Annotated in this window: 18 protein-coding genes; 12 read left to right on the top strand and 6 right to left on the bottom strand. The window is 43.1% G+C overall.

Translation table 11 applies throughout. The features are described 5' to 3' along the window. Position 1: 1 nt before the first annotated feature. The 5 genes from DEO27_RS27915 to DEO27_RS27895 all read right to left on the bottom strand — a co-directional run bounded on the left by DEO27_RS27915 (position 2) and on the right by DEO27_RS27895 (position 7,681). Entirely contained in the window at positions 2-4,390 is a 4,389-nt protein-coding gene (locus tag DEO27_RS27915; RefSeq protein ID WP_112571131.1) for a CusA/CzcA family heavy metal efflux RND transporter, read from the bottom strand. Between the two features lie 282 nt (positions 4,391-4,672). After that, positions 4,673-4,987, bottom strand: coding sequence for a DUF6660 family protein (locus tag DEO27_RS27910; RefSeq protein ID WP_112651674.1), 315 nt, complete (start codon positions 4,985-4,987; stop codon positions 4,673-4,675). Between the two features lie 250 nt (positions 4,988-5,237). After that, complete coding sequence (locus tag DEO27_RS27905) at positions 5,238-5,855, bottom strand: class I SAM-dependent methyltransferase (protein ID WP_112571552.1); 618 nt, start codon at positions 5,853-5,855, stop codon at positions 5,238-5,240. Positions 5,856-6,041: 186 nt separating this feature from the next. Beyond that, on the bottom strand, positions 6,042-7,184 hold the full coding sequence (locus tag DEO27_RS27900) for a prolipoprotein diacylglyceryl transferase (protein ID WP_112571135.1): 1,143 nt from the start codon (positions 7,182-7,184) through the stop codon (positions 6,042-6,044). Between the two features lie 71 nt (positions 7,185-7,255). Beyond that, positions 7,256-7,681: a MarR family winged helix-turn-helix transcriptional regulator gene (locus tag DEO27_RS27895; RefSeq protein WP_112571137.1), complete on the bottom strand. Its 426-nt coding sequence runs from the start codon at positions 7,679-7,681 to the stop codon at positions 7,256-7,258. A gap of 705 nt (positions 7,682-8,386) precedes the next feature. On the opposite strand from DEO27_RS27895, the gene DEO27_RS27890 reads away from it, so the two are divergent. The 3 genes from DEO27_RS27890 (at position 8,387) to DEO27_RS27880 (ending at position 10,613) form a co-directional block, all read left to right on the top strand. Further along, entirely contained in the window at positions 8,387-8,815 is a 429-nt protein-coding gene (locus tag DEO27_RS27890) for a PepSY-like domain-containing protein (RefSeq protein ID WP_112571141.1), read from the top strand. 36 nt (positions 8,816-8,851) lie between these two features. Continuing rightward, a complete protein-coding gene (locus tag DEO27_RS27885) occupies positions 8,852-9,484 on the top strand; it encodes a phosphatase PAP2 family protein (RefSeq protein ID WP_112571143.1) in 633 nt (210 codons plus the stop codon). A gap of 76 nt (positions 9,485-9,560) precedes the next feature. Beyond that, positions 9,561-10,613, top strand: coding sequence for a hypothetical protein (locus DEO27_RS27880; protein ID WP_208057738.1), 1,053 nt, complete (start codon positions 9,561-9,563; stop codon positions 10,611-10,613). A gap of 53 nt (positions 10,614-10,666) precedes the next feature. On the opposite strand, the gene DEO27_RS27875 is transcribed toward DEO27_RS27880, so the two are convergent. Beyond that, on the bottom strand, positions 10,667-11,029 hold the full coding sequence (locus tag DEO27_RS27875) for a response regulator transcription factor (protein ID WP_112571145.1): 363 nt from the start codon (positions 11,027-11,029) through the stop codon (positions 10,667-10,669). A gap of 157 nt (positions 11,030-11,186) precedes the next feature. Here DEO27_RS27875 and DEO27_RS27870 point away from each other — a divergent pair, with 157 nt between their 5' ends. The 9 genes from DEO27_RS27870 (at position 11,187) to DEO27_RS27835 (ending at position 19,064) form a co-directional block, all read left to right on the top strand. Continuing rightward, on the top strand, positions 11,187-12,827 hold the full coding sequence (locus tag DEO27_RS27870; protein WP_112571147.1) for a hypothetical protein: 1,641 nt from the start codon (positions 11,187-11,189) through the stop codon (positions 12,825-12,827). Positions 12,828-13,115: 288 nt separating this feature from the next. After that, a complete protein-coding gene (locus DEO27_RS27865) occupies positions 13,116-13,541 on the top strand; it encodes a hypothetical protein (RefSeq protein ID WP_129567793.1) in 426 nt (141 codons plus the stop codon). Positions 13,542-13,826: 285 nt separating this feature from the next. After that, complete coding sequence (locus DEO27_RS27860) at positions 13,827-14,294, top strand: hypothetical protein (RefSeq protein WP_129567792.1); 468 nt, start codon at positions 13,827-13,829, stop codon at positions 14,292-14,294. A 51-nt stretch (positions 14,295-14,345) separates the two neighbouring features. Then, entirely contained in the window at positions 14,346-15,008 is a 663-nt protein-coding gene (locus tag DEO27_RS27855; protein WP_112571153.1) for a DUF305 domain-containing protein, read from the top strand. A 105-nt stretch (positions 15,009-15,113) separates the two neighbouring features. After that, positions 15,114-15,281 (top strand): hypothetical protein, encoded by a 168-nt coding sequence (locus DEO27_RS31640; protein WP_167516251.1) that lies wholly within the window; start codon positions 15,114-15,116, stop codon positions 15,279-15,281. A 158-nt stretch (positions 15,282-15,439) separates the two neighbouring features. Continuing rightward, complete coding sequence (locus DEO27_RS27850) at positions 15,440-17,671, top strand: heavy metal translocating P-type ATPase (RefSeq protein WP_112571155.1); 2,232 nt, start codon at positions 15,440-15,442, stop codon at positions 17,669-17,671. 15 nt (positions 17,672-17,686) lie between these two features. Beyond that, the gene (locus DEO27_RS27845; protein ID WP_112571157.1) at positions 17,687-17,899 is read left to right on the top strand and encodes a heavy-metal-associated domain-containing protein; all 213 of its coding nucleotides are present in this window, start codon (positions 17,687-17,689) and stop codon (positions 17,897-17,899) included. A gap of 103 nt (positions 17,900-18,002) precedes the next feature. Further along, complete coding sequence (locus DEO27_RS27840; RefSeq protein ID WP_112571159.1) at positions 18,003-18,434, top strand: hypothetical protein; 432 nt, start codon at positions 18,003-18,005, stop codon at positions 18,432-18,434. A gap of 66 nt (positions 18,435-18,500) precedes the next feature. Beyond that, positions 18,501-19,064, top strand: a complete 564-nt coding sequence (locus tag DEO27_RS27835) for a helix-turn-helix domain-containing protein (RefSeq protein ID WP_112571161.1) — start codon at positions 18,501-18,503, stop codon at positions 19,062-19,064. Positions 19,065-19,097 lie beyond the last annotated feature (33 nt).

The raw sequence follows: 19,097 nt of genomic DNA, 5'->3' as shown, positions 1-19,097 counted from the left end.
ATTATAAACCGGTCAGGTATTGCAAGTCGTAAACAGATTGATTGTATTGATTAAGTGCCTGTAAATAGGCCAGCCGGATATCCGAAGCTGTTTTTAAGGCCTGGACAAATTCCACATAGCTGATCTCTCCATTCCGGAAAGCGATCTGCGCCTGTTTAAGGATCAGGTCAGCATTGGGTAAGGCACTGGTTTCGTAATAAGACACCGAGCGGTCGTTCTTCAGTAACTGGTGATAGGCCTGCTCATATTGGCTGGATAAGTTCTTCTCATACAATTGCAGCTGTGTCTGCGATACCTCCTTTTGAATACGGGCCGATTTCACACGCGCCGCATAAGGTTTAAAGAACAGGGGTATGGAAACCCCGGCCTGTACACCCTGGAAACGATTTGCGCCGGTAAAATTCCGGTCAATACCGTTTACATTCTGGATACCCATAATCGATTGGTTAAAATAACCGATGGTAAAATCCGGCCCCGACTTCGCTTTCTCCAGGTCAATGTTGCGGTCAGCCAGAATGATCTGTTGACGCTGGTAGGCCAGCTGCGGGTTCTGATTGATGGCGCTGTCGAGGTGCTTAAATTCGGCTACGGCCCTTTTCAGTGCGCCCTTGGAAAGGGTCACAGAATCGGTAGTATTCATCAGTCGCTGTAATTCGGCACTGCCCGCAGCAATATCCCCGTTATTGCGGGTCGTTTGATTCCTGATCTCATTTAACTGCGTTTCGGCGGTGGTTTTTTCCAGCAGATTACTTGCACCTGCTTTGTAACGAACCGAAGCTGCCCGGTAAAATTCGTTATAAATAGAATCCTGTCGCAGGTACAGGTCGCTTAAAGCCGTAAAGTAGGATAACTGCCCATAAGCTTGTCGCACCTGGTAACGCAGTTGCGCCTGTGTTAAGGTCAGTCCGATCTGGGCATTTTTTTCCTGCGCCTCAAATACCTGGCGCTGGCTTTTAAACAAGCCGGGGAAAGGTATGCTTTGCTGGATATTGATCTGGTTATCCCTTTTAATGCTGTTAAACTGCCCGTATTGCAGATTGATATTGGTCTTTCCGAGATCAAAAGCGCTACCTTTTAAGGCAGTTTGCTGGTTGATCTGAAGTTGGGAAGAGCGCACGCCGAAATTATTGGTCAATGCGGTGTTAACTGCCTGGTCCAGGCTGATAGGGCCACCTGTTCCAACACGGGTCTGCGCTTTAGCAGACGATAGCCCGAAGCCCATGAATAACAACAGGGTGGCTATGATCTTCGCCGCTTTACCGCCCTTGCGGTCACTGCGGGACTTTTCAAAATAGGTATATAACACGGGTAAAACGATTAGGGTTAATATGGTGGAGGTAAGCAAGCCACCGATCACCACCGTTGCCAGTGGTTTTTGTACCTCGGCACCTGCGGCAGATGAAATCGCCATCGGCATAAAGCCTAATGAGGCTACCGTTGCGGTCATCAAAACCGGGCGTAACCTTTCCGCTGTTCCCTCCAGTACGATCTTCTTCAGGTCGGTCAGTCCGCCTTTTTTCAAGCGGTTGAATTCAGTGATCAGTACGATACCGTTTAATACAGCCACACCGAACAGGGCAATAAATCCAACCCCTGCCGAAATACTAAATGGCATCCCTCTTAATAGTAAGGCGAAAACACCACCGATGGCTGCCATCGGGATAGCAGAAAAGATCAGGATGGATTGTTTGATCGAACCGAAAGAGAAATACAGTAATAACAAAATAAGTAGCAAGGCTACCGGTACAGCGACAGACAAGCGGGCAGTAGCTTCTTTCAGGTTCTCAAATTGACCGCCATAGGTTACGTAGTATCCTGCCGGCATTTTGATCTGCTGATTGATCTTGCCCTGGATCTCGGTCACCACTGATTGGATATCCCGGCCACGGACATTCAGGCCTACGACGATACGGCGCTTGGTATCTTCACGCTGAATTTGGTTCGGGCCAACCTGGAACTGCACACTGGCTAACTGTTCCAACGGCACCTGGTTACCATTAGGAGCGGTCACATACAGGTTTTTCACATCATCAATGCCCTGGCGGTTCTGATCTGATAAACGCACGACCATATCGTAACGGCGCTCTCCCTCGTAAACCAAACCAGCGGACTGCCCGGCGAACGCGGCATTAATAGCCGTATTGACCGTTGCTATACTCAAACCATATTGGGCAACTTTATCCCGGTCGATCTTAACTACGATCTGCGGCAAACCGGTGGCTTGCTCGATATACAAATCTTTCGCACCGGAAACACTGTTTACGATCTTTCCTACTTTTTGGGATAGGTCGGCCAGGGTTTGCAGGTCGTCACCAAATATCTTGATACCTATATCCTGACGTACACCGGAGATCAGCTCGTTAGAACGTAATTGAATTGGCTGGGAAAAACCAAAGGTGACACCCGGAACATTTTCCAGTTCCTTCGCCATCAGGTTAGCGAGTTCTTCACGGTCGTGGGTAGTGGTCCATTCTTTTTTGTCTTTCAGGATCACGGTCAGGTCACAGGCATCCATCGGCATCGGGTCAGTGGGTATCTCGGCGGCACCTATCTTACCGATCACCTCCTTTACTTCCGGGAATTTTTTAACCAGGATCTGTGAAGCCTGGTTAACCTTATCAATTGTTTGGGAAAGGGAACTGCCGGTTAGCAGGCGGGTTTCAACTGCAAAATCTCCTTCTTCCAGGGTCGGGATAAATTCGCCGCCCATACGGGTAAAAGTGAATACAGCAGCCACTAATAATACCACAGAAATGATAATGATCTTTAAACGGTGGTTCAGCGCGCCAATGATAAGCGGCTCATAACGTTTATGGATGGCATCCATCATTTTGTCCGAGATATTCTTTCCGTTCTTTGGCTTTTTACTCAGGAACATCGAAGATATCATCGGTACATAGGTCAGTGACAACAGGAATGCGCCAATAATGGCAAAGGCTACCGTTTCAGCCATCGGGCGGAACATTTTGCCTTCAATGCCTACCAATGCCAAAATTGGAAAATACACGATCAGGATGATGATCTGACCGAAAGCCGCAGCGCTCATCATACGCACTGCTGAAGTTTCAACCTGCTCATTCATTTCTTGCTGGGTGTAAGCTTTGGCACGTTGTTTCGCATATAACAAGTGCATCGTAGCTTCCACGATGATCACCGCGCCATCGACGATCAGACCAAAGTCGATAGCGCCCAGGCTCATTAAGTTCCCGGATACCCCAAATAGGTTCATCATACAGATAGCAAAAAGCATGGCCAGTGGTATCACGGAGGCTACCACCAATCCTGCACGGAAATTGCCCAGGAAAACCACTAAAACGAAGATCACAATGAGTGCTCCTTCGATCAGGTTTTTTTCTACAGTGCCGATAGCCCGGCTCACCAAAGCGCTGCGGTCAAGGAAAGGCTCTACCACCACACCTTCAGGTAAAGTTTTGTTGATGCGGGCGATTTTCTCTTTTACCGCTGTTACGACATTATTGGCATTGGCTCCTTTGAGCATCATCACGATACCACCGACGGCCTCGCCGCTGTTCTCTTTAGAGGCACGGGTTAATGCGCCGTAACGGATAGAGTTGCCGATATTGACGGTAGCGATGTCCCGGATCAGCACCGGTGTGCCATCCGTATTGTTTTTGACGACGATCTTGCCGATATCATCAGTTGAACCAACCAGACCTTCACTTCGGATAAAATAAGCATTGGGTTTTTTATCGATATAAGCGCCACCCGTATTTTGATTGTTTTGGGCAAGCGCGTCAAATACATTGTTGATACCAAGGTTAAAACTACGCAGCTTATCAGGGTCAAGTGCGATCTCGTATTGCTTTAGTAAACCGCCAAAGCTGTTAACCTCCGCAATGCCTGGTGTGCCTAATAACTGGCGTCTTACGATCCAGTCCTGCACACTTCGTAATTCACGCGCGTTGTATTTGCTTTCATAACCAGGCTTGGCATGAATAACATATTGATAGATCTCGCCAAGCCCGGTGGAAATGGGTGAGATTTCTGGGTTACCTAAACCTGCAGGGATATTATTTTTGGCTTCTGAAAGCTTTTCATTAACCTGCTGACGTGCCCAATAAATATTTACATCATCGTGGAATACGATAGTTACCACCGACAAGCCAAAGCGCGAAATAGAACGCACCTGCTCGATCTCGGGTATGGTCGCCATGGTTTGCTCAACCGGGTAAGATATGAGCCTTTCTACTTCCTGGGTGGCCAGTGAAGGGCTCAGCGTGATCACCTGAACCTGATTATTCGTAATGTCAGGAACGGCATCTATGGGTAATTTTTTGAGTGACCAGATCCCCCAGGCAATGAGCCCGAGTGTGAAGATCCCGATCACCAATTTATTGTTGATGGAAAAATGAATGATCTTATTCAGCATAAAAATGATCTAATGCTTGGATAAGATATGACAGTACCTCTGTACAATTCCGATCATTGCCAAGACCATAAAAATGGTCATGATGATGATAGCGATGGTGCGTATAATGCGCATCCATAACGGCCTTTGGAATTTCTTCTTCTTTTTTTTCTTGTGAGTTACAGAGGTACGCTTAGCAGGATTTATCCTGTTTGTTGCCATACCGGTACAAGTAAAACATGAAATAATAAACTTGCCGCAAAGCAGCGTCAACTATGACGCAAAACGGCGAACTCGGAAAGTTTATGCGTTTAGCTTGGGCGGTTGCCAAATGTTAGCTGGTCGGGTAACCGGCTTTTCAGGGATCATGAATGCTACAACAGGGGTATAAGTTCCGGCAACCGGTCGGAAGATCATTTTGCTTTGGATAACCACCTGCATGTTACAGCAACTGCAATGGCACATCGGCGGACACTGGTCCTGGTTGGTTTTGGACTGGTGCTGCTTTGTTAGAGTCAATGAAGCGAATGCATCGGGTACACCACCGACTTTATCCTTGCATGGCTCCAGGTCCAGGCAAAGAAAAAAAAGGGCAAATATGAAGCACATCCATTTCATTTCGGTGCAAAGATATTAAATCAGTATTTAAAAATACAATTTATAAGTTTGACTTTTGCCATAACCAAATACTTAACAACGTTTTATACGGTTTGTTTATCAGACTTTACCTTATATCCCTTGTTATAGTTTTAACAAACAACAGGTGATTCGCTTTAAGATCTCCGCAAAGATAGTAGAGTTACTATGTTTTGCAGAGTACCGCGAAGCTTATAAAGATTCTCTTTATGAAATAAAATTGTACCAGATATTACAAACTACTTTTTTCGAAGCTGCAAAAAAGAAAATTCTGGGTGGTTTGAAACGGGGTTACATGATCTTCATGGATACACCTGATCTTTTTAAAATCTTTAGTTAGCTGGTTTTGTAATTGTTCTTCTGTGTATTGTTTTATGGACAGCCCGCTGCATTGTTCTGGTCCGTTCTCCGAAAAAGTGCCAATGACCAGGTAATTTTTAACGGATCTTCCGGCTATGTCCAAATAAGCAGCAATTTGGTTTTGCCCTGTTAAGAAATGAAAGGTAGCACGGTCGTGCCAAAGGTCATAATATTCATCCGGTTTAAAATCAACAATATCGGAAATGATCCATTTGACCAATTCACTTTTTTTGCCAAGTCTTTCTTGTGCTTTTTGCAATGCGGCTGTAGATATATCCAGTACCGTAATATCTTCAAACCCTTCTTGCAGAAGGTAGTCAACCAACTTACTGTCGCCGCCTCCGATATCTATGATCTTTGAAGTTTTGGATAGATCAAAGCTATGAATGAAATCAAGCGAAGTTTGAGGAACAGATTGTGTCCAGCTAACCTGATCCGGTTTTTTGGTTTGATATACCTGTTCCCAATGTGTTTTTTTATTTTCTCTCATATCGGTTTGATGAGCTAATATAACCATCAATTGGAAAATTTATGTCGACTGACAACTACGTTTCCTAAAATTAATATAAGGATTACAATGATCAGGGCCGAAAAAGGAAGTTCAAACAGCCACTTGCTCAAGAAAGTTGAATCAATAAATGTGTTGCTATTACTGACTATATTATTTATTAGTACTTTATTCCGGATTATATTTTGTCTTTCTCGAACTCACATAAACGATCAGACAGCCGGTCAAAAACAGACCCATCGAAATCAATTCTGCCTGGGTTGGTTTTACAAATCCGAGATCATATTTATTATTAACACGGATCAATTCAATGAGAAACCGCTCGGCGCCATTCATTATCAGATAAATTCCAAACAGCCTGCCGGGCGAAGTAATAATCTTTCTCAGTTTCCACAACACCAGGAAAAGCAGGGTGCATACCACAAATTCATACAAGGAGGTCGGGAATACGCCAATAGGTAACTGAAAGCAATGCTCGCCTGTGCAGCCTGGGATCAATACACCCTGGTCACTTACATTGTGCGGATAGGTATAGCTCCACAGCCAATCGGGTAACCATTTTACTGGTTTTTGAAAAGAATTTACAATTCCCCAATCCCCATCGCCTGCCATATGGCATCCTATCCGGCCAATACCATAAGCCAGCATGAGTACGGGCGCAGCGCTATCGGCCAACTGCCATTTGTCGATGTGCTTTTGATGTGCATAGTACAAAATGGCCATCGACGCCACGATCAGTCCCCCATAAAATGTTAAACCGCTAAAAGCAAAGAAGTCAGCCGGATGGGCTATGTAGCTGCTCCAGTTTTCTAATCCGTCAAATAGCTTTGCGCCGACGATGCCGGCGACTGCGGCAATACCGATAATGGTATCGGTTCTTTCATGTGGCCAGTGCGAAATTACCTTCAATTCAGGCTTACCTGCGGCTTTCAGGCTTTTGAAGTAGTACCTTATAAAGGCGACGAGCACTGCAAGAATTAACGCAAAGGCCAGATCCATCAGCACAATGCCGTCATACGGATCGCCATCAAACGAAAAGCGGTTCCGGGCAAAAACAATCAATGCCAGGCCCATTAACAGGGTAATCAGGCCTGTAAAGAATATTTCCCACGAGCTGATTTGCTTTCCGACCCATGTAAGCTCCCGGCAAGGCTGTAACCAACCTTCACTTTCACGGCGTTTTAGTTCTTTCTTTAGGAGCAGCATTGCGACAAGAAACGCGATGGCAACAAACAGGCCGAACATTTTAATAGGTAATGGGATGGAAAAACCAAAAATATCTTTAGTGAGATCGGAGAGTGTTGGATACATAATAAATGACTGTTAAAATTTTCAGAATGGCCGCAGGACTCGCCTTAAGTTAAAGTTTCCCTCCTGCTCAGTCAAACCTGAAGTTCAACCAAATTAGATTGCATCTTAAAAAGCGTTGCATAGAAATAATCCAGGTGCGTTTTATCCAACTGTTGATTGATCATGCAATTTACCTGCTCAATCGCTTGCTGAATTTTGGGAATGATAGCTTCGCCTTTGCTGGTCAATAAAACGAAATGTGCTCTTCTATCCGCACTGTTCTGTTCGGTATAGACCAACCCGTCCCTAGTCATCCCTTCGATCAATACCGCTATACGCGATTTGTCGGCCTGGTATAGTTCTGCCAGCTCTTTTTGCGTAAGTCTGCGATTTGTGTATGCCAGGATGAGAAGGATCTCCGCATGATGTTCGAACTTAAGTTCCGGAAGAACCCTGGTGATAGCGCGGCTATATAAACGGCTCAGGCGGCTCAGACTTTTTGATAATAAAAAATGCATGATGAATTTCTTGAAGAATAAAAAAAGAAACAGCGCTGCTTTACAGCTCGTAAGGCATTAAATGGTCTAGAAAATCAAATACGCAGAGAGAGCCGGAATGGAGGGTAAGGATAAAAGTATCGCCGAAAAGGAACGAGCGTAAGTAATTTTGCACGTCGTCCGATTCGTGCCAGCAACAATAAGATAAAAAAAGAACCAGCCAGTTTAATAAATAAGTGATGAATATTTTGATTTTTATTCAAAACTGACTTATCGGTGCGGTGCATCAAACTGAGGGCGTGATTGTTGGCGTTGTCTAACTTTCGTTTAAAAATAGAGTTATAATGTCCTTGGGGATTGAGCGATCTTTGACCGAGAGGGGGGAGGAATAAAATATGGGTAAGTACTACAAACAAGTAGGCCACGAGAAGAAGCAATACATTTGCATTGTTATATTTACTATTACCCATATACAAACATAAGTTTTTTATTCTGGTAAATTAAAAGCTGAAGCTCTGGTACCTTCCCTTTAGAGATTTCGGGATGCGATTGTTATGGGTAATGGGTATCCTTTGACTAAGAAAAGTATTATCATCAATATGACAAATGCAGTGACATTGACGTTCCGATTTAAGTATTATAGAGATAGTAGGGTAAAGTCAATCACGTTGATGAACACAATTTTCCTACAGAATGATTTTTTATCATTGAATATAAACTTAAAAAATGAAAAAGAAATTATTGTTTGGCGTTATCGCCTTCCTTATCGCAGGCAATGTTATGGCACAGGACTTAAAAAGCTCCGCTGTGCCCTCCGTTGTTAAAGCCGCGCTGGCTAATAAATATCCGCAGGTTACCAAAGTCACCTGGGAAAAGGAAAAAGGAAATTATGAGGCTAATTGGGGTGGAAAATCTGGTGAAGACAATTCCGTTACATTTACACCGGCAGGTGCATTTGTCGAAATTGTGAAGGCCATATCTATAAGCGAATTGCCAAAAACTGTTGCGCCCTATGTTGCCGCGCACTATAAGGGCGCGAAAATTAAAGAAGCCGGAAAAGTAACTGATGCCGCCGGGAAAACCATGTATGAGGCCGAAATAAAGGGTGGCGACCTGATCTTTGATGAAAATGGTAGCTTTTTGAAAAAAGACTAAGTATCAGTGCAACTATCTGATCGAAAAAAACGAATAATGCTGTATGTACTGGTAACCATGATGATTGGTTTTCTGGCGCTCACAGCATTTGTTTTTTTCATGCCAGTATTCTTATTAGACCGGGAATTTTCAGAAGAAGCACAGGAACATCAAAACCCACAGTTGGACACGGCGATGAAAATGGTTAGCTGGTTTGGTTATATGCCAAATTCGGTTATCATCGTTTTGGGTACAGCGTTGCTGTTTTTTCTTTATAAATATAAAAAGGAAGGTTTATTCCTGCTGTCAACCCTGATCTCCGGTATAATCAGTTCTATCGTTAAACTTATTGTTAATCGTCCGAGGCCGTCAGAAACCTTAGTTAGGATCATTGAAAAAACAAGACAGCAAAGCTTTCCAAGCGGGCATGTAATTTTTTATGTCGTTTTTTTCGGTTTCCTGGCTCAGCTGATGTTTGAGATTGCCGCTGTCCCCAAATTTATCCGGGCATCAGTTGGCTCAATTTGTATGTTATTGATATTCATCGTTCCATTTTCCCGTATCTATTTGGGCGCGCATTGGTTAACCGATGTGCTTGGCGGCTTCTTACTGGGTCTGGTAATTTTAGCCACACTTGCTTATCTCTATTTGAAAAAAAGAAACATAGCCCTGCATAGAAACGAAGTGTAACAACGCACTTTCCTACGGTCATCAACAGATAAGTCATCCCTTTTGGTTAATTTGCCAGAAATATTAAATTAAACCCATGAAAAAGTTACTATCCTACCTATTACTCGCTGTATTATTCCTGTCGTTGTCATCGCTTTCTGCTGTCAATAGCGACAATATAGGGATTGGTCAGCAACCCCAGGTTAGCGTCGACACTAAGGGTGTAATCAGGGTTGTTTTTGGATCAGAGGATAAAATATTCTGCGCAACCTCAAATGATCATGGAAAATCTTTTAGTCAACGGGTTTTGGTAGCGCGGGTGCCTGATATGCACCTTGGCATGTCGAGAGGGCCTCAATTATCAAGCTCTGCTAATTATTCAGTGATCACGGCTATGGACAAATCCGGAAATATCCATTGGTTTAAGCTTAGTCACGCTACGGGGCACTGGAAGACGATGGGTGTCGTTAATGATTTGACAGGTTCTGCACCCGAAGGGCTGATGAGCATAGCAGCAGACAAAAAGGATAATTTTTACGCGGTATGGCTCGATAACCGAACCGGAAAGCACAATCAGATCTATTTTGCGTCCTTACCAGGCAAAGCTATGAAGTGGACAAAAAATATTTTGGCTTACCAGTCGCCTGATCAACATGTCTGCGAATGCTGTAAGCCAAGTATAGCTGTACAGGGAAATAACGTAGCTATTATGTTCAGGAACTGGCTGAATGGTTCCCGGGACCTTTATGTAACCCGGTCATTAAATGGCGGGCAGACATTTGCAGCAGCGCAAAAATTAGGTCTGGATACTTGGAAACTCAATGGTTGCCCGATGGATGGCGGCGGCATTGTCATTGATCCTACGAATACCGTTCAAACTACCTGGCAGCGAAAAGGTATGGTATATTTCTGCCAGCCCGGCCAGCCTGAAACTTTTATCGGCAATGGCAGAAGCTGTGCTATCGCGATAAGTGGTACCAGCAGCTTTATTACGTATCAAAATAGCGATACCGTAAAATTAATGTCGCTACAAAGCAAAAAAACACAAGTGGTAGGGAATGGCAGCTTCTTAAGATCCGCCATATTGCCAAACAACAAGATCATTTGTGTCTGGGAGCAGGATCATATGATCAAATTTAAAAACATCTAAACTATTGAATTGCCGGACAGGTTAATATTTTCGTGTCAATAAGCAGCCTATGCCTATAATTGCAATTGCATTTCAACCGCGTTGAGCAATTCAGCAACATCAAATGGCTTTGGCACAACGTCATCCGCGCAAACTTCTTTGATAGCGGTCAGGACTTTTGGATGCGTCGAAAATACAATTACGGGGATATGTTTTGTTTTCACGTTTTTCTTTAGCGTAAGGCATAACAGTGTGCCTTCTTCACTTGGTCTGATAATATCCAGTATGATGACATCCGGTTTGTAATCATTGATCACCTCTAATACTTTGCTCTCCGTGTTTAATGCTTTTACTTCATAACCTTCATCTTCCAGTATCAAGGACACAATTTCGATTATGGCCTGATCATTCTCCATCACAAGGATCTTTTTCTTCATGCTTTATAAAATAAACGTTAAATATAAATAATTTTTTATGGATCAGGCTACGGTGCTCAATGCCGGGATCAACCGCGGCTATCACAAATAACTAACAACTTAGCATGTAACCATATAGCGTCAATTGCGTTAAACAACGTCTAAATTGAATTTGGCCATGCAATTAAAGGAAAACGTTAAATATATATCAGCGGGTGTGATCCTGCTGATCCTGGCTTTTTTACAATGTTACAGGACAGTTCATGACCTGCATTGGGCCTTTGAGCCGGATTTCGACCGGGATATTGGCTATATCAGGAGTACGCTGGATGGACACTTTGGTTCCGACCCCAATATAGCCGGTGAGTATATGTGGTATAACCCCCTGTTGTACCTATCTGAAACTGCCATTGTTTATGTCACCGGCCTGCCGGTAAATATTGTGGTTGCAAGGGCCGGGGCCTTTCTCAACCTCCTTGGCCCAGTTTTCTTTTTTTTCATGATGATCCGGCTGTTTGATTATAAAGTTGCTCTCGCGGGATTATTGTCCTTTTTATTTTTGGCTTCCGGTAATCTGCCCGGCTGGGGCGGTGCCACTTATTCACCCTGGCCGCTCGCTGATTCATACGTACAGTTTTTATTTTATCTGAATATTTTCTTTTGCTACAAGGCGTTTTCGACGCAGAAAATGTACTGGTTCTTAGTATTGGGCGCTTTCTTAGGTATCAGCTTTTTGGGGCATTCCGCGCCGACGATCATCATTATTTTGCTGCTGATTTCTTTGCAGGGCCAAAAAGTGGTATTGGCTTTAAAAAACAAGCAATTTAGTACTGTCGGCACCTATTTCCTACAGGGCGCGTTAACCATTATTCCGTTTTTTATCCTGAGCTTCCCTTTTCTATATTTCGTCCTATTCAAATACCACCTACATTTTATCAACCGTGTTATTTTACAGTGCGCACCAGGTATTTTCGCGAGGCACAATACCCTGGAACTGCTGAAACTAAATATTACATTTTCTATGGTTGTTGCTGTCATAGGGTTTGTATGGTTTTATAGGAAGTATCAGCAGCCTGTTATTCGCCGGATAGTTTTTAATTTATTGTTGATTACGTTAATAATGTATGTGTATGAGGCGGCTCTTCCTACAGCGAACCGCATGCTGCATATCACGCTTCCTGATACCATCCCGGCTTTCCATTACTTTTTCTACTTTAAAGCGCTGCAGTCCGTTTTCTTTGGTTTTGGTTTTATCGCCTTATCCGGCCCGGTCATTCAATGGTTAAGTGACCTCCTTGTACGGAAATTCACAGTTAAAAACCCGTTGATCCTTTATAGTAATTTGATGGTATTATTCATTTTACTTTTTGCCCTGGGTTATTATTCCATTTACAGCAAGCGCAAAGATTTTCTTGAACCGAGGCAGCAAGCGCTGGCTAAGGAAAAACGGACGGATGAAATAGAAGTGTACAATTACATCAGCAAGAATATACCGCTCGATAAAGTGATGCTTTGCGGCCATGATCAGTCTCTTTTCCCGGTAATGGCAACCGGCATTAAAATGGTTTCAGTGGAGATATACTTTTCCAATCCTTATATTAGCTATGAAAAGCGGGAAAGTGACCGGCATGATATGCTTTCCTTTCTGTCTACGTCGCAGCCGCTTTCCGCTGAAAAATTATTTGCTGCATACCGGGTCAGCTATGTCCTGTTAACAAACCAAAGCTTTGAAAACTATAAAAGCCCCTCTTTTCTGGCCAGCAGCGTGGTTTTTAAGAACAATTCCTTTACCCTGATAGCGTTGAACAATACGATATAATACAAGAGGGTAAAATTTGCGCACAAGTAGGTGCATGAAAATCATTGATGCGTAGGAAAAGGATTGCACAAATGAAAAAATATAATGACAAGAATGAGGTATTAACCATATTAAAAATGAATTCATCCTGATTCAGAATAATTTTTATATCGTAACTGCGAGGCTAAATGGTTGTAAATTCAAAAGCTGCTTATATTTTTATACCTTACAGTTACGCACCCGCTAACATATAATTTTGTATGTGACCAAAAACAACATAAACAAAAAATATGTTAACTTAGATATTTAATGAGAAAAAAAGCGGTATTTCTGTTATTTATCTTTTTGCTCAACTCTCTTGTTGGGCTTGGTTGTACTTTACGCCAGAGTTTTCAGGATCTGCCTCATCATAATGATCATGAAGTTGTAATTCATGCCCTGCATAATAGTAATCACGCTGACCACTTTTTAACCGAAAAAAATAATCATCCTGTTTTGCAAAACGAGGATGAGGCATGCTGTCAGAACAGTACGGCCCGGTTTAATTCGCTGGCCAAAGAAACACCTCAAGGTAACAAAGTTTCATTTGAGTCACCTCAAAATATATTTTTTCCCTGTAATCCACTTATCGTCAGGTTTACCAGTTTTTTGCCAGCAATTAAGAATAGTAAAAAGGTTTCCCAATGGCCACCATCCTGGACGATGCGCATAGCTATCCAGCGTTTCCAGATTTGATCAATTCCAATATTTTTTCTCCTTTTCATCATTCGAAGAATAATTGACGCGTGACTGTTTTTGGCCATTTTACTGTCCATCAGGTCTCAGTTAATGTTTGTTGAATGCCAGGAAAAAGGTCATCGGTAAGCACCATTGCATTTAGCGATGCCTCGCTTGTTTATTATGGAATTCGGTATCGCTTTGTACCGGTCAAAATATCAAATCTTTAATATTAAGACTATGTTTTCAGGATTTCCCTCTTTACACCCGTTAATTATACATTTTCCAATTGTATTGATTTTAATGGCATTTGCCTTCCAGATCATAATTGTAGCCAAACCTCAATGGCATCAAATCAGGTGGGCTACATTGGCGATCATGGCCGCAGCTTTTCTTTCCGCATTAGCGGCCAGCACTTTGTTCCATGCTGACCCGGCGGATAATACGCCTAAGGCCGCTATGGCAATATTTGCAGCGCATGAGAAGTATGCAAGGTATACACTATGGTTATCAGGCATCACGTTGCTTTTAAAGGCAATAGGCGTTTTTGCAAAATTTTATTCCAGGTCATATAATACCGTTGTTTTGGTATCGGCTACTCTTGCTGCTATCTGTTTATCAATTACCGGTCATCACGGCGCACGGTTAACGCACATCGCCGGCGTAGGGCCTATGGGCAGATATTTGATGAAAGAGGATGATATGGGTAAGGAGCATGCTAAACCCGGCAAACCAGATAGCCTCATGAAAATGGATTCTACCATGAAATAATGGGCTTGCCCGGTAATCAGGCAGAATGTAGCCAACTAAAGATCAATCCCCATGATGCACAAAACACCTGGACTTTTTGCGTTGTTTCTATTTTATGCTGTGACCGTTCATGGTCATGGCAGGAATAGCTACGTTTCGGCGGGTTTCGTTAATCCCGATACCACGGTAAGTTTCAACAGTATTATTGATAAGATGAATATCCAACTCGGTCAGCTGCTCATGACGGGCAATACTGACCGGGATATCGTCATGTCCATTATCGTAATCAATCTTGGTGCTGTGGAGTTGGAGATGCTGGAGATGCAAAAGGGAAAAAATGACCGGTTGGTCCGGAATGTCAGGAAAATGATTGCTGTCCGAATCCATGAAACTTTAGAATTAAATAAATTCCTGGTCAAGGGGAATCTGCCGGAAAATTACGATCCCTTACATAAAGACGGCTGCATAGGCCGCCAAATAGCTTCATTTCCCCAGCATAAAAAACTGACTTTCGCAAGCAGGCCAACAACCGACGAGGAATTTGTGCTGCTGCTGATCGACCTCGATCAGCAAGGCTTAAAAATGATTAGGGTATTATCGAAGTATGGGAATGATAAGGAACTGCGGTCGTTTGCCAAAAAGATCAGGAAGCATTTACGTGCGGAGATGGGTGAATTATCAGGCTATTATCATCGTAGCGGCAGGCCTGCCATAAACAGACTGGAACATTTCTAATGGCGTATCATTCGTGAGTAACAGACAAGAACATCGTCGGGCATCAGCTTTTGGCTTAAAAGCTAATGCCCGACATTTAGATTACTACCAGTTTAATTATTGTCTATGCCAATTCCAGAAAAGCAAAGAATTAAAAAGTCGGCTCCTAAAAAGAAAAAGCCCTGGACAGCCGGCAGAATATTTAAAGAGATTATCTATACGCTTGTGTTCTTGCTAAGCCTGGCGGGTATTATTGCTGTTTTATGGGCGGCATTCCATACGCATTTGCATTAACAGTACCGATCATGGCGAGACTCCACCGATCATCACTTTATTGCGGTATGACATAAGTATTGAGTTGTACCTAACAAATTATGTAATTCTTTCCCCGAATTATGTAATAGTCATAAAAGAATGAGGCGTAATTTTGTAACCATATATTTAATTCAAGAATGACAGCAGCAACCCAAACACTTACTTTTCCTGTGACCGGCATGACCTGCGCCGGATGTGCAGCGAGTGTAGAATCAATGATCAATGCACAGGAAGGTGTAGAAAAGGCGGAAGTTAATTATGCTACACAGTCGGTAAAAGTAGCCTTTCATCCGGCTTTAGTACAACCCTTTAGCTTGCAACAAGCTGTACAATCTGTTGGGTATGATTTAATCATTGATACGGTGAACGGGCGGGAAAAACAAGCAGAAGCCCAGCAAAGTCAATTGAATAAATTAAAGAAGAATATCATTTGGGCCGGGACATTAACGGTTCCGGTTGTATTGATCGGGATGTTTTTCATGAATTTTCCGTATGGAAATTACATCATGCTGATCCTGACTGCACCCGTATTATTCGTTGCAGGCCGGAGTTTTTTTATCAATGCCTGGAAACAGGCCCGTCACGGCAGAGCAAATATGGATACGCTTGTCGCGATGAGCACGGGAATCGCTTTTGCATTTAGCTTTTTTAATACCGTATATCCCGAATTCTGGTATCGGCAGGGACTGATGCCGCACGTTTATTTTGAAGCTGCTGCCGTAGTGATCGTCTTTATTATGCTGGGCAAGCTTCTGGAAGAGCGGGCAAAGTCTAATACCTCTTCTGCTATCAAAAAATTGATCGGGTTGCAACCAAAAACTGTTTTATTCATCACTGACAAGGGAGAAATAGAAACGCCGATTGCAGAAGTTCAGGTAGGTAACCGTTTGCTGGTTCGCCCAGGTGAAAAGATCCCCGTTGACGGCATCTTATTTGAAGGGAGCTCTTTTGTTGATGAAAGTATGATCAGCGGTGAGCCTGTCCCGGTTGAAAAAAAAGCAGGTGATAAGGTATTTGCCGGAACAATAAACCAAAAAGGCAGTTTTCGCTTTACGGCCGAAAAAGTGGGAAGCGCAACGATGTTGGCCCAGATCATTCAATTGGTTCAGGAGGCGCAAGGTTCAAAAGCCCCGGTTCAAAAACTTGTCGATAAAATTGCCGGCGTGTTTGTACCGGTTGTCATGTTAATTGCGCTGCTGAGTTTCGGAGCATGGCTTTTGTTCGGCGGGCAGCACGCCCTCACCCAGGGCCTGTTAGCTATGGTAACGGTGATGGTGATCGCCTGCCCCTGCGCTTTAGGGCTGGCAACACCTACCGCTGTTATGGTCGGGATCGGTAAAGGAGCTGAAAACGGCATCCTTGTTAAAGATGCTGAAGCCCTGGAACTTGGCTACCGTGTGAACGCTGTTGTTCTCGATAAAACCGGAACATTAACAGAGGGCAAACCAAAAGTAACAGATCTGGTCTGGACAAAACCGGCGGAAGAGAACAGGTCATTTCTTGCAGGAATTTTGCTGTCCTTAGAGCAAGAATCAGAACACCCTTTGGGAGCGGCTGTAGTTGAATACCTCAAAGAGATGGACGTAAAACCTGTTCCCTTAGCTTATTTTAAAAGCCTTACCGGACGCGGAGTAGAAGGCTTGCAGGATGGAAAGCCTTATTTGGCCGGGAGCCCCAAGCTGGTTAACAGCATTAACATCCAAATACCGGATGATCTGAAAAAGCAGCAGGATTTGTGGCAGAATGCCTCGAAGACCGTTATCTATTTTGCAGACCATACATCGGTCTTAGGTATCATCGGTATACAGGACAAGTTAAAAAGCAATTCCGCGCAGGCGGTAGAAGATTTGAAAAAACAAGGCATCGAAGTTTACATGGTTACGGGCGACAACCGGCAAGCGGCGAATAACATTGCAGCTGTAGCAGGGATCGATCAGGTCATAGCAGAAGCATTACCTTCAGATAAGGCAGACTTTGTTAAACAATTGCAAGCCAAGGGAAAGGTCGTAGCTATGGTTGGCGATGGTATCAATGACAGCCAGGCACTGGCCCAGGCTAACCTTTCCATCGCGATGGGGCAGGGTTCAGATATCGCAATGGATGTTGCGAAGATCACGTTGATATCCCCCGACCTTACGCAAATCGCTAAAGCGATAAAGCTTTCACGGTTAACGGTTCGTACGATAAGACAAAATTTGTTTTGGGCATTTGTTTATAACCTGATCGGCATACCTATTGCGGCCGGACTGTTGTATCCTATCAACGGATTTTTATTGAATCCGATGATCGCCGGGGCGGCTATGGCACTAAGCTCCGTATCGGTGGTGAGCAATAGCCTCCGGCTGAAATTATCAAAAATTAACATTTAATATAAATCAAATAACATGGAAACGTTCAAATTCAAAACCAATATTAACTGCGGTGGCTGCATAGCATCTGTAACCCCATCATTGGACAATTTAAAGGGTATAGATAAGTGGGAGGTAGATACCGCTAATCGCGATAAGGTACTTACCGTACAGGCAGAGGGTTTAACTGCCGAACAGATCATCGAAAGTGTGACGGCAAAAGGCTATTTTGCACAAAGAATTGATTAGCAAAGGTGTAGACAGAAATCCTGCTGCGATGCCAGCAGGATTTTAATTTTAAAGAAAAATATTTAGTCAAGAACAATTGTAACTTTTTTGTGTAGTAATAATAATGAAAAAGTTTAGTGCATTGATTTTGGCGGCCTTATACCTGATGTTAACATCAGGGGTATCAGCCTGCTTTTTTCATTGCTGTACCGATGCCGGCCCCGGTTATATTAACCATGGTTCCGCATTGTCCAAAACAGATTCTTGTGACGATGATCATTGCTGTGACGAGCCTTCGGGAGATTCCCCTTCTCAAATAAAAAGTCAGCATTGCACTTGCTGCAACCAGCAAAACTTGTCGATGGTCAAGGAAAATGTTAATGGATCAACGGAATTGCAGTTAGAGGTATTTAAAGTTCAACTTCATCAGATTATATATTTTCAGGATTGCGTTGTGCGAGCTACTACTGAGCAATTCAAATGGCCTATAGCTAAAGCACCACCTGATGCCTCAAAGCCATTTATATATATTTTAAATCGTTCTATCCTCATTTGAGTTCAAGCTGCCGCACCCCGCGGATGGTATTTTAATGTTTAATCGTTAACCGCTTGAAACTCGAACATGATCCTTCATATAAAAAATATGGTTTGCGACCGTTGTATTATGGTCGTCAAACAACAAATAGATAATCACAATTTTCTGGTCTCTGACATCAGCCTTGGCGAGGTTCAATTTCACCCCGAACCAAATGAGGAACAGATGCAACAGATCGCCTCCTCATTAAAAATACTGGGCTTTGAAATCATCGATAAGGAACGTGACCAACTGGTAGAAAAAATTAAAAACACCGTTATCAAGCTGGTCCACCATTCAGACCTGACCGGCGTTTATCAAACCCTCAGCAGTATACTTGCCGAAACCCTGCAAATGGATTATTCTTATCTGAGCCGTGTATTCTCCGATCACGAGGATGTAACCATTGAAAAGTTTATTATACAGCAAAAGATAGCGAAGGTGAAGGAACTACTGCAATATGGTGAGCTGAATATGAATGAAATAGCTCATATGATGGGTTATAGCAGCAATGCACATTTGTCTAATCAATTTAAAAGCATTACCGGTTTGACTCCCAGTCAGTATAAATCAATTGATAAAAATGACAGGAAACCACTGGATAAAATTTAATACCATCATGAAAATCACCATTAACCTATTAAT

The sequence above is a fragment of the Mucilaginibacter rubeus genome, assembly GCF_003286415.2.
GTDB lineage: Bacteria > Bacteroidota > Bacteroidia > Sphingobacteriales > Sphingobacteriaceae > Mucilaginibacter > Mucilaginibacter rubeus_A.
This window is presented reverse-complemented; position numbering and strand designations above follow the sequence as displayed.

What these genes read in the sequence shown, in the direction of transcription:
- DEO27_RS27855 (WP_112571153.1), top strand. Translation starts at nt 14,346, where the DNA reads ATGATGCACAAAACACCTGGACTTTTTGCGTTGTTTCTATTTTATGCT.
- DEO27_RS27905 (WP_112571552.1), bottom strand. Translation starts at nt 5,855, where the DNA reads ATGAGAGAAAATAAAAAAACACATTGGGAACAGGTATATCAAACCAAA.
- DEO27_RS27860 (WP_129567792.1), top strand. Translation starts at nt 13,827, where the DNA reads ATGGCATTTGCCTTCCAGATCATAATTGTAGCCAAACCTCAATGGCAT.
- DEO27_RS31640 (WP_167516251.1), top strand. Translation starts at nt 15,114, where the DNA reads ATGCCAATTCCAGAAAAGCAAAGAATTAAAAAGTCGGCTCCTAAAAAG.
- DEO27_RS27845 (WP_112571157.1), top strand. Translation starts at nt 17,687, where the DNA reads ATGGAAACGTTCAAATTCAAAACCAATATTAACTGCGGTGGCTGCATA.
- DEO27_RS27850 (WP_112571155.1), top strand. Translation starts at nt 15,440, where the DNA reads ATGACAGCAGCAACCCAAACACTTACTTTTCCTGTGACCGGCATGACC.
- DEO27_RS27900 (WP_112571135.1), bottom strand. Translation starts at nt 7,184, where the DNA reads ATGTATCCAACACTCTCCGATCTCACTAAAGATATTTTTGGTTTTTCC.
- DEO27_RS27910 (WP_112651674.1), bottom strand. Translation starts at nt 4,987, where the DNA reads ATGAAATGGATGTGCTTCATATTTGCCCTTTTTTTTCTTTGCCTGGAC.
- DEO27_RS27835 (WP_112571161.1), top strand. Translation starts at nt 18,501, where the DNA reads ATGATCCTTCATATAAAAAATATGGTTTGCGACCGTTGTATTATGGTC.
- DEO27_RS27890 (WP_112571141.1), top strand. Translation starts at nt 8,387, where the DNA reads ATGAAAAAGAAATTATTGTTTGGCGTTATCGCCTTCCTTATCGCAGGC.
- DEO27_RS27870 (WP_112571147.1), top strand. Translation starts at nt 11,187, where the DNA reads ATGCAATTAAAGGAAAACGTTAAATATATATCAGCGGGTGTGATCCTG.
- DEO27_RS27915 (WP_112571131.1), bottom strand. Translation starts at nt 4,390, where the DNA reads ATGCTGAATAAGATCATTCATTTTTCCATCAACAATAAATTGGTGATC.
- DEO27_RS27885 (WP_112571143.1), top strand. Translation starts at nt 8,852, where the DNA reads ATGCTGTATGTACTGGTAACCATGATGATTGGTTTTCTGGCGCTCACA.
- DEO27_RS27895 (WP_112571137.1), bottom strand. Translation starts at nt 7,681, where the DNA reads ATGCATTTTTTATTATCAAAAAGTCTGAGCCGCCTGAGCCGTTTATAT.
- DEO27_RS27840 (WP_112571159.1), top strand. Translation starts at nt 18,003, where the DNA reads ATGAAAAAGTTTAGTGCATTGATTTTGGCGGCCTTATACCTGATGTTA.
- DEO27_RS27875 (WP_112571145.1), bottom strand. Translation starts at nt 11,029, where the DNA reads ATGAAGAAAAAGATCCTTGTGATGGAGAATGATCAGGCCATAATCGAA.
- DEO27_RS27880 (WP_208057738.1), top strand. Translation starts at nt 9,561, where the DNA reads ATGAAAAAGTTACTATCCTACCTATTACTCGCTGTATTATTCCTGTCG.
- DEO27_RS27865 (WP_129567793.1), top strand. Translation starts at nt 13,116, where the DNA reads ATGAGAAAAAAAGCGGTATTTCTGTTATTTATCTTTTTGCTCAACTCT.